The 14,631-nt window shown below is 65.5% G+C and carries 10 protein-coding genes; 8 read left to right on the forward strand and 2 right to left on the reverse strand.

What is annotated here, in order from left to right:
- Window positions 1–116: 116 nt before the first annotated feature.
- Window positions 117–896 carry an SDR family NAD(P)-dependent oxidoreductase gene (locus IC762_RS16695; RefSeq protein WP_195789855.1) on the reverse strand — a complete coding sequence of 260 codons (780 nt, stop codon included), beginning with the start codon at window positions 894–896 and terminating at the stop codon, window positions 117–119.
- Between the two features lie 274 nt (window positions 897–1,170).
- On the opposite strand from IC762_RS16695, the gene IC762_RS16700 reads away from it, so the two are divergent.
- Complete coding sequence (locus IC762_RS16700) at window positions 1,171–2,202, forward strand: DUF2155 domain-containing protein (protein ID WP_195789856.1); 1,032 nt, start codon at window positions 1,171–1,173, stop codon at window positions 2,200–2,202.
- 12 nt (window positions 2,203–2,214) lie between these two features.
- Here IC762_RS16700 and aat read toward each other — a convergent pair whose 3' ends face one another.
- Window positions 2,215–2,895: a leucyl/phenylalanyl-tRNA--protein transferase gene (aat, locus tag IC762_RS16705; protein WP_195789857.1), complete on the reverse strand. Its 681-nt coding sequence runs from the start codon at window positions 2,893–2,895 to the stop codon at window positions 2,215–2,217.
- A 235-nt stretch (window positions 2,896–3,130) separates the two neighbouring features.
- Between aat and IC762_RS16710 the strand changes: the two genes are divergently transcribed.
- From IC762_RS16710 to IC762_RS16740, 7 genes are all read left to right on the forward strand, one after another.
- Window positions 3,131–4,576, forward strand: coding sequence for a DASS family sodium-coupled anion symporter (locus tag IC762_RS16710; protein WP_195789858.1), 1,446 nt, complete (start codon window positions 3,131–3,133; stop codon window positions 4,574–4,576).
- 178 nt (window positions 4,577–4,754) lie between these two features.
- Entirely contained in the window at window positions 4,755–6,059 is a 1,305-nt protein-coding gene (locus IC762_RS16715) for an MdtA/MuxA family multidrug efflux RND transporter periplasmic adaptor subunit (RefSeq protein WP_195789859.1), read from the forward strand.
- Window positions 6,056–9,163 (forward strand): MdtB/MuxB family multidrug efflux RND transporter permease subunit, encoded by a 3,108-nt coding sequence (locus tag IC762_RS16720; RefSeq protein WP_195789860.1) that lies wholly within the window; start codon window positions 6,056–6,058, stop codon window positions 9,161–9,163. Before IC762_RS16715 ends, IC762_RS16720 begins: the two co-directional genes overlap by 4 nt.
- Window positions 9,164–9,166: 3 nt before the next feature.
- Complete coding sequence (locus IC762_RS16725; RefSeq protein WP_195789861.1) at window positions 9,167–12,457, forward strand: efflux RND transporter permease subunit; 3,291 nt, start codon at window positions 9,167–9,169, stop codon at window positions 12,455–12,457.
- 63 nt (window positions 12,458–12,520) lie between these two features.
- Window positions 12,521–13,957 (forward strand): efflux transporter outer membrane subunit, encoded by a 1,437-nt coding sequence (locus IC762_RS16730; protein WP_195790159.1) that lies wholly within the window; start codon window positions 12,521–12,523, stop codon window positions 13,955–13,957.
- Window positions 13,958–13,965: 8 nt separating this feature from the next.
- Entirely contained in the window at window positions 13,966–14,280 is a 315-nt protein-coding gene (locus IC762_RS16735; RefSeq protein ID WP_246801595.1) for a hypothetical protein, read from the forward strand.
- Between the two features lie 11 nt (window positions 14,281–14,291).
- On the forward strand, window positions 14,292–14,618 hold the full coding sequence (locus tag IC762_RS16740; protein WP_195789862.1) for a BA14K family protein: 327 nt from the start codon (window positions 14,292–14,294) through the stop codon (window positions 14,616–14,618).
- Window positions 14,619–14,631 lie beyond the last annotated feature (13 nt).

The raw sequence follows: 14,631 nt of genomic DNA on the forward strand, positions 1-14,631 counted from the left end.
TGCTGGGACCTGTTGATGTTTTGTGGTGTCGTCATTCCGGGATGGTGCGCAAGCACCAGACCCGGAATCTCGAGATTCCGGGTTCGTCCTTCGAACGCCCCGGAATGACGGTTGTGTTAGGCCGCTGTCCTGCCGCCATCGACGGTGTACGCAGAGCCGGAGACATAGCTCGCTTCGTCGGAGGCGAGGAAGGCCACGATGGAAGCGACCTCGCTGGCGAGCCCGAGCCGGCGCGCGGGGATGCGGTCGACGATTTTTTCGGTCGGCGGCGGCGCGTTGCCGCCGGCGCGGCCCTGCAGGATGGTGCTCAGCATCCGGCTGTCGATCATGCCGGGGCAGACGCAATTGACGCGCACGCCGGTGCCGGTGCATTCCCAGGCCGCGCTCTTGGTCAGCCCGATCACCGCGTGCTTGCTCGCGCTGTAGACTGCGATCAGCGGCGATCCCATCAGGCCGGCGATCGAGGCGGTGTTGATGATGCTGCCCTTGTTCTGCTTCAGCATGACCGGCAGCACATGCTTCATGCCGAGGAAGACGCCGACCACATTGACGTCGAGCACCCGGCGGAAGCTCTCCAGTGAATATTCAGGGATCGGCTTGATGTCGCCCTCGATGCCGGCGTTGTTGTAGAACGCGTCGATGGTGCCGAACCGGTCGACGGCGGCGCGGACATACTCGCGGACGTCGTCCTCGCTGGTGACGTCGGCGGCGAGTGCAAGCGCTTCCGCCGAGGCCGGCAGGTCCGCGATCGCGGCCTTGAGGTCGGCTTCGCGGCGGTCGACCGCGACAATGCGCGCGCCGCGCTCCGCGAGCAGATGCAAGGTGGCGGTTCCGATGACACCGGCGGCCCCGGTGACGACGGCAATGCGGCCGTCGAGCCTGATACGATCGGGCATGTTGGCTGAGTTTCCTCTCGCTGGTCCGGTTGAAGCTCCGGATTCTCCGCAGTCTCGCGCGCGGCGGCGCAGGTTCAGGCGTGAACTATCCCACGTGTTCCCAAGTGTGACCAGAGCTGTGACCGGAGCTGCGACCAGTGGCTGCTCCGTGGCCGGGGAGGGCGGGCAAACGGCCCTTTCCCCGCCGTATTCGCCGTGTTAACCGATGGCCCTGCGAGCGGCCGATAAAGGTAGACTGTCGCAAGCCCCGATTCGCCTGTTAAAGCCGCGCGAGATGCTTAGAACCATTGCCCTCACTGGCTTGGCGACCGTGATCGCCGCCTTGGCCGCAGCGCTTGCCCCGCCTGCGCACGCGCAGATCGGGACGATTTTCTCCGATCCCGCGCCGCGTCCGCCCGGCAGTATTCCGCGCGGTGCGCAGCCGGCGCCGAGCGACGACGACGAAGAGGTGCCGGAATTGCCGCGCGGCCGCCTGCTGCCGCCGCCGACCCGGCCGCTGCCTCCGGCTCAGGCCGTGCCGCCGCCTGGCAACGTGCAGTCGCAGCCCCTAGCGCCGCCGCCGGGTTCGACCGCCGCTCCCCCTGGCACGCAGCCCGGGGTCGCGGGCAGGCCGCCGCAACCCGGCAACCCCGACGTCGCCAACGCGCCGGCAGGTCCGAACCCGCTGCCCGGCCTGCCGCCGGGCCAGCGCCAGCCGAGGGGCACGCCGCAGCCGCAACAGCAGCCAGGAACTCCGCCGGCGCCGGCCACGCTGCAGCCGGGCGACGAGGTGGTCCAGGAGCCGCCGTCGACCAAGATCACCAACAAGAAGGCGAGTTTCTCCGGCCTCGACAAGATCACCGGACGCATCATCAATTTCGACGAGGATATCGGCGAGACCGTGCAGTTCGGCGCGCTGCGCGTGAAGACCGATGCCTGCTACACACGGCCGTCGACGGAAGCCGCCAACACCGACGCCTTCGTCGAGGTCGACGAGATCACGCTGCAGGGCGAGGTGAAGCGGATCTTCTCCGGCTGGATGTACGCCGCAAGCCCCGGCCTGCATGGCGTCGAGCATCCGATCTATGACATCTGGCTGACCGACTGCAAAATGCCGGACCAGACCATCGTCACTGCGGCGCCCGATCCGGTCAAGCCGCCGGCGCCAGCAGTTGCAGCGCCGCCGCCGGCCCAGAAGCGTCCGGCGAGGCAGGCCGCGCCGCGTCCGGCACCGCCGCCGCAGCCGCAATTCCAGCAGCAACCGCCGCCGCCTCCACCGCAACAGCAGCGGCCGGGTGGGCTATTCGGCGGATTGTTCGGGAATTGATCCCTTACAAGATCAACGATGCGCCTCGATGATCGCGAGCGCCTCCGCGCCCTTGACCGGCTGCGCCATGTCCAGCCTGCCGAACTCCGCCGGCGCGCCTGATATCGCTCTGTCGAGCAGCGCGCGGTAGCGGCGGCGCGGGATTTCCAGTGCGCCGAACGTCTTCAGATGCTCGGTGACATATTGCGTGTCGAGCAGTTCGAAGCCGCCGGCGATCAGGCGCGCCACCAGATGCACCAGCGCGACCTTCGAAGCGTCGCGGGCGGTGTGGAACATGCTTTCGCCGAAGAACGCGCGGCCCAAATTGACGCCGTAGAGTCCGCCGACGAGATTGTCGTCCTGCCAGACCTCGACGCTGTGGCTGTGGCCCGCGACGTGCAGTCCGATATAGAGGTCGCGGATCCGCTTGTTGATCCAGGTATCGTCGCGGCCCGGCTGCGGCGCCGCGCACCCCGCGATCACGGCCTTGAATGCGGTGTCGACGGTGACCGTGAACGTATCGGAGCGCACGGTGCGCGCGAGCCGCGAGGCGATCCGAAAGCCGTCGAGCGGAATCACGCCGCGCAATTCGGGCTCGACCCAGAACAGCGTCGGGTCGTCTGCGCTCTCGGCCATCGGGAAGATGCCGCAGGCATAGGCGCGCAGCAGCACGTCGGGCGTGATTTCGGAAGCGGCGGAGTCGCGGGACGTCATGGCGTCAAGACTAGCAAAGCGCGGCCAGGTTCGCGATGGGCCACTGCCGACGGTTGCGTGGTGTTGACGGCACGCTCCGGTTCCTCCACAAGCCGCGCTGTTCGGTCGCAGTCTCTCGAGACAGCCGACGGCGCCGTGCTACATTACAACAAACATGGCACAACAAAGATGGCGGCGCCGCCGGGGACATGGCGATTGCGCGCCCGACAATCAAGACATCAGAGGGGGACGCCGCATGAAGCCATCATGGAGGACATTTGCGCCGCTCGTGGTCTGGCTGGTGATCTATCTGATCCCGGTGCCATCGGGTTTGAACGCCAATCAGTGGCACTATTTCGCGGTGTTTGCCGCCGTCATCACCGGCCTGATCCTGGAATCGATGCCGGTCGGTGCGGTCGGCCTGATCGGGCTGACGGTGGCCGGCGTCGGCGGCTATGTCGAGCCCGATCCGAACAAGTCGTTGCGCTGGATGCTGTCAGGCTTTTCCGAGAGCACGGTGTGGCTGATCGTCGGCGCCTTCGTGTTCTCGATCGGCTATCGCAAGAGCGGACTCGGCCGCCGCCTCGCGCTGCTGCTGGTGCGCGCGCTCGGCCGCCGCACCATTGGCCTCGGCTATGCGGTGGCGCTGTCCGATCTGGTGCTGGCGCCGGCAACGCCGTCCAACACCGCCCGATCGGGCGGCACGATCTATCCGATCGTCAGCAACATCCCGCGCATCTACGGCTCCGAGCCCGGAGCGACCGCGGGCAAGATCGGCACCTTCGTGATGTGGACCGCATTCGCGACCACGGCGGTGACCAGTTCGCTGTTCCTGACCGCGCTGGCGCCGAATGCGGCTGCGCTCTCGATCGCCAAGAAGCTCATCAATATCGAGGTCGGCTGGTCGCAATGGTTCATCGGCTTCGCGCCGCTCGGCATCCTGCTGCTGCTCGTGGTGCCGTTGTTGAGCTACGTGGTTTGCCGGCCCGAGATCAAGGAGAGCCCGGAGATCGTCACCTGGAGCGAGAGCGAGCTCGCCAAGATGGGACCGCCGTCGCGGCATGAATGGATCATGGCCGTGCTGGTGCTGCTCGCGATGTTCTTCTGGATCTGCGGCTCCAATCCGAACATCAGCCTGCCGATCTTCGGCTCCAACTTCATCAACGCCACCACCGTGGTGTTCGTCGTCATCTCGCTGATGCTGATCACAGGGGTGATCAGCTTCGAGGACATCGTCGCCGAGAAGAGCGCGTGGGAGGTGTTCTTCTATTTCACGTCGCTGCTGACGCTGTCGTCCGGATTGAACGAGATCGGCTTCATCAAATGGGTGGCCGAAGGTTACGCAAAACCGCTGTCCGGAACATCGCCGATGATGGGCATGATTCTGCTCGTCTCGTTCTTCTTCTGGGTCCACTATTTCTTCTCGAGCATCACCTCGCATACGGCAGCCGTGCTGCCGGTGGTGCTGGCGGTCGGCTCCAGCATTCCGGGCCTGTCGATCCAGACGTTGATGCTGCTGTGCGTCTACTCGCTTGGACTGATGGGCGTGATCTCGCCCTACGCCACCGGACCCGCGCCGATGTATTATGGCAGCGGCTATATCGGCAAAGGCGATTTCTGGAAATTCGGGCTGATCTTTGGCGTCATCTACTTTGCGGGATTGTTGCTGATTGTGTTGCCCTGGCTGCAGGCGATCGGGTAAAATTCAGGACAATCCGGCGTGAACGCTTGATCGGAGGTGCAGCAATCACCATCCTTTCCGATTGTTAAGGCGCTTTGTCGGACGGAAGTGTTCAAAATGCTCGCCTGAGTGTGGCGCGCGCGGGTTTTGGGATATACAGACCAACGCGAGCTCATTCGTTCTTCTTCGTGGGCAGAATATGGACCAGCAGCTAAAGGACCCGCCGATCATCGTGTCCGAAAAGACCGGACGCGGCCGTGTCATCCTCACGACATTGATCGTGCTGTTGTTGCTTGCCGGCATCGTCTGGTGGACACGGCAGCAGGGCGCGCCGCAGCAGGCCGGCGCCGGACGCAACAGCGCGCCGATGTCGATCGTGCCGGAGACCGTCGGCAAGGGCGACATCGGCGTCAGCCTGAACGCGCTCGGCACCGTGACCTCGCTCGCTACGGTCACGATCAAGAGCCAGATCAGCGGCTATCTGCAGAAGATCGATTTCAAGGAAGGCGACGAGGTCAAGACCGGCGACCTGATCGCCGAGATCGATCCGCGCCCCTATGAGGCGACGCTGGCGCAGGCCAAGGGTCAGCTGGCGCGCGACGAGGCGCAGCTGAAAGGCGCCCAGGTCGATCTCACCCGTTATCAGGGGCTGGCCCAACAGAACGCGGTGCCGCGCCAGACGCTCGACACCCAGGTTGCATTGGTCGCGCAGTACCAGGGCACGGTCGAAGCCGATCGCGCCTCGGTGCAATCCGCCGCTGTGAATCTGGCCTATTGCCATATCGTGTCGCCGATCAACGGACGCGTCGGCCTGCGCCAGGTCGATCTCGGCAACTACGTCACACCCTCCGATTCCACCGGCCTCGTCGTGATCACGCAGCTCGAGCCGATCAGCGTGCTGTTCACGCTGCCCGAAGACAATCTGCAGGCGGTCGCCAAGCGGCTGAAGCAGGGCGCCGTGCTGCCCACAGCAGCCATCGACCGTAGCGGCGCCAATACGCTCGCCGAGGGATCGCTGCAGACCTTCGACAGCCAGATCGATCCGACCACCGGCACGATCAAGCTGCGCGCCCAGTTCGAGAACGACAAGCGCACGCTCTATCCGAACCAGTTCGTCAACATCCGTCTGCTGCTCGATACCCACAAGGACGTCACGACGATGTCGACGGCGGGAATCCAGCGCGGCGTTCCCGGCACCTTCGTCTATCTCGTCAATGCCGACAGCACCGTGACGGTCAAGCCGGTCAAGCTCGGCGTCACCGACGGCGACCGGGTCGAGGTGGTCTCGGGCCTCAACCCCGGCGACCGCATCGTGATCGACGGCGCCGACAAGCTGCGCGAGGGTGCCAAGGTGGTGGTCCGCAATCCCGCGGATGCGGCCACGCCGGCCGGCGCGGCGAAGGGGGCTGCCAAGGGCGACGCCAAAGGAGACGCCAAGGGGGCTGACCCCGACAAAGGTGGAGGCGGCAAGCGCAAGCGCGCCGAAGACGGGCCGAAGCAATGAACCCGTCGCGGCCATTCATCCTGCGGCCGGTGGCGACGACCCTGCTGATGATCGCCATCATGCTGTCGGGCATGCTGGCGTTCAGATTTCTCCCGGTCGCGGCGTTGCCTGAGGTCGATTATCCGACCATCCAGGTGCAGACCTTCTATCCCGGCGCCAGTCCCGACGTGATGACGTCGTCGGTGACGGCACCGCTCGAGGTGCAGTTCGGCCAGATGCCGAACCTGAACCAGATGAGCTCGGTGAGCTCGGCCGGCGCCTCCGTCATCACCTTGCAGTTTGGCCTCTCGATCTCGCTCGACGTCGCCGAGCAGGAGGTGCAGGCCGCGATCAACGCCGCCGGCAATCTGTTGCCGTCGGACCTGCCGGCCCCGCCGATCTACGCCAAGGTCAATCCGGCCGACGCGCCGATCCTCACCCTCGGCCTGACCTCGAAGACGATGCCGCTGACGCAGGTCGAGGATTTCGTCGATACCCGCCTGGCGCAGAAGATCTCGCAGCTTGCTGGCGTCGGCCTCGTCAGCATCAGCGGCGGCCAGCGGCCCGCGGTGCGGATCCAGGCCGACATCCGCAAGCTCGCGGCCTACGGCCTCAATATCGACGATCTACGCACCACGCTCGGCAACGCCAACGTCAACACGCCGAAGGGCAATTTCGACGGCCCGATGCGGGCCTACACGATCAACGCCAACGACCAGATCCGCAACGCCGCCGACTACAGCTCGCTGATCATCGCCTACAAGAACGGCTCGCCGGTTCGGCTCAGCGACGTCGGCAACGTCGTCGACGGCGCGCAGAACGACAAGCTCGGCGCCTGGATGAACGAGACGCCGGCGATCATCCTCAACATCCAGCGCCAGCCCGGCGCCAACGTGATCTCGGTGGTCGAGGGTATCAAGGCGCTGTTGCCGCAGCTGCAGGCGACGCTGCCGGCCGCGATTTCGCTCGACGTCCTGACCGACCGCACCGTGACGATCCGGGCCTCGGTCCGCGACGTCGAATACGAATTGTCGCTCGCGGTGGTCCTCGTCGTGCTCGTGATCTTCGTGTTCCTGCGCTCGACCCGCGCCACCTTGATCCCGAGCCTGTCGGTGCCGCTGTCGCTGGTCGGCACCTTGGGCGCGATGTATCTGTTCGGCTTCAGCCTGAACAATCTGTCGCTGATGGCGCTGACGGTCGCGACCGGATTCGTGGTCGACGACGCCATCGTCGTGATCGAGAACATCTCGCGCTACATCGAGGAAGGCGAGACGCCGTTGGAGGCGGCGCTGCGCGGCTCCGAGCAGATCGGCTTCACCATCATCTCGCTGACGGTGTCGCTGATCGCGGTGCTGATCCCCTTGCTGTTCATGGGCGACGTGGTCGGCCGCCTGTTCCGCGAATTCGCCATCACGCTCTCGGTGACGATCCTGATCTCCGCCGTGGTGTCGCTGACCCTGGTGCCGATGGCCTGCGCCAAGCTGTTGAAGCCGGAGAGCGCGGCGCGCGAGAACGCCTTTCAGCGGCTCAGCCGGGAAGGGTTCGACCACGTCATTGCGATCTACGGCAGGATGCTCAATTGGGTGCTGGACCGCCAGACCTTCGTGCTCTTGATCGCGCTCGGGACTTTCGGCCTCACCGCGTGGCTCTACATCATCATCCCCAAGGGCTTCTTTCCGCTGCAGGACACCGGCGTGATCCAGGCGATCTCGGAGGCGCCGCAATCGGTCTCCTATGCCGCGATGGCCGAACGCCAGCAGCAGCTTGCGAGCGCGATCCTCAGGGATCCCGATGTCGACAGCCTGTCGTCCTTCATCGGCGTCGACGGCACCAACACCACGCTCAACTCGGGCCGCATCCTGATCAACCTCAAGCCGCATGAGCAGCGCAAATCCGGCGTCGCGGCCGTGATGGACCGGATCAAGGCCGCCACCGCAGAGCTCACCGGCATCACGCTCTACATGCAGCCGGTGCAGGACCTCACCATCGAAGGCACGGTGAGCCGGACGCAGTACCAGTTCATCCTGCAGGATGCCGATCCGGCACAGCTTGCGGAATGGGCGCCGAAGCTCGTCGACAAGCTGCGTGAGTTGCCGGAGCTCAGCGATGTCTCCAGCGACATCTCAGCCCAGGGGCTCTCGGTGTTCGTCGGGATCGACCGCGACCAGGCGGCGCGGTTCGGCATCACGCCGGCGACGGTCGACAATGCGCTCTACGATTCCTACGGCCAACGCATCGTCTCGACCATCTTCACCAATTCGAACCAGTATCGGGTGATCCTGGAGGCCGATCCGTCGCTGCAGAACTCGCTGGATTCGCTGTCCTCGATCTATTTGCCGTCGTCGGTGGGCTCGACGCCGGTGCCGTTGTCGGTGATGACCAAGATGCGGGTCGAGACGGCGCCGCTGCAAGTCTCACATCTCGGTCAGTTCCCGTCAGCGACGATCTCGTTCAACCTGGCGCCGGGCGCAGCGCTCGGGGCGGCGGTCGATGCGATCAAGCAGGCCCAGATCGACATCAACCAGCCGCTCGGCATCATCACGAGCTTCCAGGGCGCGGCGCTGGCGTTCCAATCGTCGCTCTCCAACCAGCTGTTCCTGATCCTGGCGGCGATCATCACCGTCTACATCGTGCTCGGCGTACTCTACGAGAGCTTCATCCATCCGCTCACCATCCTCTCGACGCTGCCGTCGGCCGGCATCGGCGCGCTGCTGGCGCTGATGCTGGCCAAGCAGGACCTCACCATTGTCGCGATCATCGGCATCATCCTCTTGATCGGCATCGTCAAGAAGAACGCGATCATGATGATCGACTTCGCGCTCGATGCCGAGCGCAACGAGGGCAAGCCGCCGCGCGAGGCGATCTACCAGGCCTGCCTGCTGCGCTTCCGCCCGATCATCATGACGACGATGGCCGCGGTGCTCGGCGCGCTGCCGCTGATGATCGGCACCGGCGCGGGCTCCGAATTGCGGCACCCGCTCGGCATCTCGATCGTCGGCGGTCTCTTGGTGAGCCAGTTGCTGACGCTGTTCACGACGCCGGTGATCTATCTCTGGTTCGATCGCATCGCGCTGCGATTTGCCGGGCGGCCGGGCGAGGTCGGCGAGGCGCACGGGTCACATTGAACCATGGATCCGTCAACACCCTTCATCCGGCGGCCGGTCGCCACGACGCTGTTGACGATCGGGCTCGCTGCTGCCGGGGCGGTGGCGTTCTTCAAGCTGCCGGTATCGCCGCTGCCACAGGTGGATTTCCCGACCATCTCGGTGCAGGCGACGCTGCCCGGCGCCAGCCCGCAGGATGTCGCCACCACGGTTGCCAGCCCGCTGGAGCGGCATCTCGGCCAGATCGCCGACGTCACGGAAATGACGTCGTCGAGCTCGGTCGGCCAGACCCGGATCACGCTGCAGTTCGGTCTCAACCGTGACATCAACGGCGCCGCGCGTGACGTGCAGGCCGCGATCAACGCCGCGCGCGCCGATTTGCCGACCAGCCTCCGCAGCAATCCGACCTACCGCAAGGTCAACCCGGCCGATGCGCCGATCCTGATCCTGACGCTGACGTCGGATACGCTGACCCGTGGCGATCTCTATGACGCCGCCTCGACCGTGCTGGCGCAAAAGCTGTCGCAGGTCGAGGGTATCGGCGAGGTCGTGGTCGGCGGCAGCTCGCTGCCGGCGGTCCGCGTCGATCTGATCCCGCAGGCACTCTACAAATACGGCATCGGGCTGGAGGACGTTCGCGCCGCGCTGTCCAATGCCAACGCCCACAGCCCGAAGGGCGGCATCGATGTCGGCGATCAACGCTTCCAGGTCTATGCCAACGACCAGGCCAACAAGGCCGACGATTACAAATCGCTGGTGGTGGCCTATCGGAACGGCGCGGCGGTTCACCTCTCCGATGTCGGCGAGGTGACCGACGGGGTCGAGAACCTGCGCAATGCCGGCCTTGCCAACGGCAAGCCGGCGGTGCTGATCATCCTCTACCGGCAGCCCAACGCCAACATCATCTCGACCGTCGACCTGGTGAAGGCGCTGATGCCGCAGCTCAGGGCGTCGGTGTCTCCCGCGATCGACATCGGGCTGGCAGTCGACCGTTCGACTACCATCCGCACCTCGCTGCGCGACGTGGAACGAACCCTGATCCTCGCCGTGCTGCTGGTCATCATCGTGGTGTTCGCTTTCCTGCGCAATGTGCGCGCGACCTTCATCCCTGTTGTCGCGGTCTCGGTGTCGCTGGTCGCGACCTTCGGCGTGATGTATCTGATCGGCTACAGCCTGGATAATCTGTCGCTGATGGCGCTGACGGTCGCGACCGGATTCGTGGTCGACGACGCCATCGTGGTGCTGGAGAACGTCACCCGCTACATCGAGGAGGGGATGAGCCCGCTTCAGGCGGCGCTCAAGGGCGCCAACGAGGTCGGTTTCACCGTGCTGTCGATGAGCATCTCGCTGATCGCAGTATTCATCCCGATCCTGCTGATGGGCGGCATCGTCGGCCGCCTGTTCCGCGAATTCGCGATGACGATCTCGATCTCGATCCTGATCTCGCTCGCCGTCTCGCTCGCGACGACGCCGATGATGTGCGCGGTGCTGCTCAAGCCGGAGACCGGGCAGGGCCATGGACGGCTCTATTGGGCCAGCGAACGCTTCTTCGAGGCGATGCTGAGCTTTTACCGTCGGACGCTGACCGCGGCGCTGGAGCATCCGGTGTCGGTCATGGTGATCCTGGCCGCGGTGCTCGGCCTCAATTTCTATCTCTACAGCGTGATTCCGAAAGGCTTCTTCCCGCAGCAGGATACCGGACGGCTCACCGGCTCGATCCAGGCCGACCAGAGCGTGTCGTTTCAATTGATGCAGCAGAAGCTGGCGCAGTTCGTCGGCATCATCAAGAAGGACCCGGCCGTGGAGACCGTGGTCGGCTTCACCGGAGGCGGGCAGACCAATTCCGGCTTCGTCTTCGTGTCGCTGTTGCCGCTCGACCAGCGCAAGCTCAGCGCCGACGGGGTGATCTCGCGGCTACGGCGGGAGATGTCGGTGGTACCCGGCGCCAGCCTGTTCCTGCAGGCCGTGCAGGACATCCGCGTCGGCGGACGGCAATCCAACGCGCAATATCAGTTCACGTTGCAGGGCACGACGCTGGAGGAGCTCAACGAATGGTCGCCGAAGATCGCGGCGGCCTTGCAGCGCGATCCTGATCTCACCGACGTCAACAGCGACCAGCAGAACAAGGGCCTGGAATCCGACCTTGTGATCGATCGCGACGCGGCAGCGCGGCTCGGCGTCAATGTCAGCCAGATCGACAACACGCTCTATGACGCGTTCGGGCAGCGTCAGGTGTCGACGATCTATGTCGCGCGCAACCAGTACCACGTCATCATGGAGGTCGCGCCGCGCTACTGGCAGAACCCGGAAACGCTCAAGGACGTCTACATCAGCACGTCAGGCGCATCGGTCGGCGGATCGCAGTCGACCAATGCGGTGGCGGGGACCGTGGTCGCATCCGGGACGGCGAGCGCGGCCAGTTCGGCCAATGCCCAGGCGGCGCGCAACCAGGCCAACAATTCGATCGGCGCGACCGGCAAGGGCGTCGCCTCGACCGGTGCGGCGGTCAGCACCAGTGCCGAGACCATGATCCCGCTGTCGGCGGTGGCCAGTTTCAAGCAGGGCGCCACCCCGCTTGCGGTCAATCACCAGGGGCTGCTGGTCGCCAACACCATCTCGTTCAACCTGGCGCCGAATGTCTCGCTGAGTGCGGCAGTCACGAGCATCGAGGCGGCCATGAACCGGATCGGCGTCCCGGCCACGATCCGCGGCACGTTCCAGGGCACGGCCAAGGCGTTCCAGGATTCCCTCAACAACCAGCCGTTCCTAATCCTGGCGGCGCTGGTGACGATCTATATCGTGCTCGGTGTGTTGTACGAGAGCTACATCCATCCGCTGACGATCCTGTCTACATTGCCTTCGGCAGGAGTGGGTGCGCTGCTTGCGTTGATGGCGTTCAAGACCGAGTTCAGCATCATGGCGCTGATCGGGGTCATCCTGCTGATCGGGATCGTGAAGAAGAACGCCATCATGATGATCGACTTTGCGCTGGAGGCGGAACGCGGGCGCGGGCTGGAGCCGCTCGACGCCATCCGCGAAGCCTGCCTGCTGCGCTTCCGCCCCATCATGATGACGACGATGGCCGCGCTGCTCGGCGCCGTGCCGCTGGCGATCGGGATGGGCGACGGCGGCGAATTGCGGCAGCCGCTTGGCATCGCCATCGTCGGCGGCTTGATCCTGAGCCAGGTGCTGACGCTCTATACGACGCCGGTGATCTATCTCTATCTCGACCGGTTCCGCCTGTGGGCGCAGCGCGCAAGGCGCGGCGGCAGGGTTGGACGGGTTTCCGGGTCTTCTCTCCAGGCGGGCGAGTGAATGCCGACAGTGGTGGCGTTGCGGAGGTTTCAAGTGTTGGGGAAAGCGGTCCGTTTCCCGCGTATGCGCGCGCCCGGTTTCGGCAGGCGGGCCTCGCTGGTGACGATGCTAGGCGTCGGCCTCGGGCTGTCGGGCTGCATCCCGGGCTCGGACCGGCCCGATCTCAATCTCGAAGTGCCGGCGAGCTACAAGACCGCCGCGAAGGGCGATGCCGATGGCGCCGTTCCGGCGCTCGCCTGGTGGCGCGGTTTCCGCTCCGCGGAGCTGACCGGGCTGATGGAATCCGCCCAGCTCTACAATCTCGACATCGCGGTCGCGATCGCGCAGATCGCGCAAGCCGATGCGCAGGTCGGCGTCTCCGGCTCGGCGCTGCTGCCGTCGATATCCGGGTCGGCGACCGCCGAGCGTGAGCATTTCGGATCGGCGTCGAGCTCATCGAGCGGAACGGGGACCTTCTCGCAGTTCAATTCGGGCCTGACCGCAAGCTACATCCTGGATTTCTGGGGCAAGAACCGCGCGACCTTGGCGGCATCGGAGGAGAGCGCCACCGCCTCCCGCTACAATCGCGAAGTGGTCGCGCTGACCACCATGGCGACCGTCGCCAATACCTATTTCCAGGTGCTCGCGGCGCAGGACCAGATCAAGGTCACCCGCCGCGACCTCGCCGCAGCCGAGCGCATCCTCACGCTGATCAAGCAGCAATTCTCCGGCGGCACCGCCTCGCAGCTCGACGTGTCGCAGCAGGAGGCGCTGGTCGCGACCCAGCGCGCGGCGATCCCGCCGCTCGAGGTCACGGTCGGGCAGAACACCGCCGCGCTCGCCGTGCTGGTGGCGCGCGCGCCAGCCAATTTTGCAGTGCGCGGGGGCAGCACCACGCAAATCGCGGTGCCGCGCGTCACCCCGGGGCTGCCGTCGGAATTGCTCTACCAGCGGCCGGACATCCGCCAGGCCGAGGCGCAGTTGACGTCGTCCAATTTCAGCGTCGACGCGGCGCGCGCGGCGTTCTTCCCGCAGATCCAGCTCACCGGCACCACCGGGGTGCAGAGTGCGGCGCTGTCCGCGCTGTTCGGGCCGGGTGCCTGGTATTACACGCTCTCCGCCGGGCTCACCCAGCCGCTGTTCGACGGCTTCCTGCTGGAGAGCCAGCTCAAGCTCGCCAAGGGCCAGCAACTGCAATATCTGCAGACCTATCGCAAGGCCGTGCTGTCGGCATTTGCCGACGTCGAGAAGGCGCTGATCGCGCTGCAGAAGTACACGCTGCAGGAGCGCCTGCAGGCCGACGTGGTGGCGAGCTCACGGAAGGCCTTCGAGGTCGCCGAGACGCAGTTGCGCGGCGGCACCGTCAATCTCATCACGGTGCTGCAGGCACAGCAGACGCTGTTCACGGCTGAAAACAATCTGGTCACGGTGCGGCTCAACAAGCTGCTCGCCGCAAGCAGCCTGTTCCAGGCGCTCGGCGGCGGCTGGACCCCCGCCGGCACGCTGGCGACGCTGCAATGAGGTCGGTCATGGATTTGCGGCGATATCTCTCATTCGCGCTTGCCGGCCTCTTGATCGCGCTCGCGTCGGCCGGTGCAGGCTACGCGCAGCAGCCGGTGCCGAACGGCACGCCGCTGACATTCGGCATGACCGTCGACCAGGCGAGCCAGTCGCTCGGCGTTCCCCTGAATTATGTCCGCGGCAGGCCGGGCAATGAAATGTTCGTCGCGTTGCCCAATGTCAGGGGCAGCATCTTGTCGCATCGGAGCGACGGGCTCTATCTGCAGTTCGGCCGGGGACGCCTGATCGGCTGGAAGGGTGACTGGGGAACGGTCCAGCCATGAGGAGCGCCATCATGACCGCAGCGAGGATTGTTGTCGCCGGCATTGCCGTCGTGCTGTGGGCCGGCGCGGCAGCCGCGCAGGAGCGGCCGCTGCGCTACGGCAGCACCGGCGGCGCGTATTTCGACGGCAGGGACGATCCCCGCGACTTCCGCAGCAACGGCTACTTCCCCGGCAATTTCGCCGCCGATCCGTTCAGCGCCGGATTCGGCGCGGCCGGCCTGTTCGGCTCGACGCCGGTGCGATCAGCGCGGCCCTATCCGTCGCAGGTGGTGTTCGGTGCGCCGTGCCGGGATTGCGGTCCGCAAAAAAAGCGACGGCACTCAGCGCGGCAGGATTGAAACGGGCCTCCGC

Source organism: Bradyrhizobium genosp. L (genome assembly GCF_015624485.1).
Classification (GTDB): Bacteria; Pseudomonadota; Alphaproteobacteria; order Rhizobiales; family Xanthobacteraceae; genus Bradyrhizobium.

Coding starts and splice junctions, on each gene's coding strand:
- IC762_RS16695 (WP_195789855.1), bottom strand. CDS start 896: ATGCCCGATCGTATCAGGCTCGACGGCCGCATTGCCGTCGTCACCGGG.
- IC762_RS16700 (WP_195789856.1), top strand. CDS start 1,171: ATGCTTAGAACCATTGCCCTCACTGGCTTGGCGACCGTGATCGCCGCC.
- aat (WP_195789857.1), bottom strand. CDS start 2,895: ATGACGTCCCGCGACTCCGCCGCTTCCGAAATCACGCCCGACGTGCTG.
- IC762_RS16710 (WP_195789858.1), top strand. CDS start 3,131: ATGAAGCCATCATGGAGGACATTTGCGCCGCTCGTGGTCTGGCTGGTG.
- IC762_RS16715 (WP_195789859.1), top strand. CDS start 4,755: ATGGACCAGCAGCTAAAGGACCCGCCGATCATCGTGTCCGAAAAGACC.
- IC762_RS16720 (WP_195789860.1), top strand. CDS start 6,056: ATGAACCCGTCGCGGCCATTCATCCTGCGGCCGGTGGCGACGACCCTG.
- IC762_RS16725 (WP_195789861.1), top strand. CDS start 9,167: ATGGATCCGTCAACACCCTTCATCCGGCGGCCGGTCGCCACGACGCTG.
- IC762_RS16730 (WP_195790159.1), top strand. CDS start 12,521: ATGCGCGCGCCCGGTTTCGGCAGGCGGGCCTCGCTGGTGACGATGCTA.
- IC762_RS16735 (WP_246801595.1), top strand. CDS start 13,966: ATGGATTTGCGGCGATATCTCTCATTCGCGCTTGCCGGCCTCTTGATC.
- IC762_RS16740 (WP_195789862.1), top strand. CDS start 14,292: ATGACCGCAGCGAGGATTGTTGTCGCCGGCATTGCCGTCGTGCTGTGG.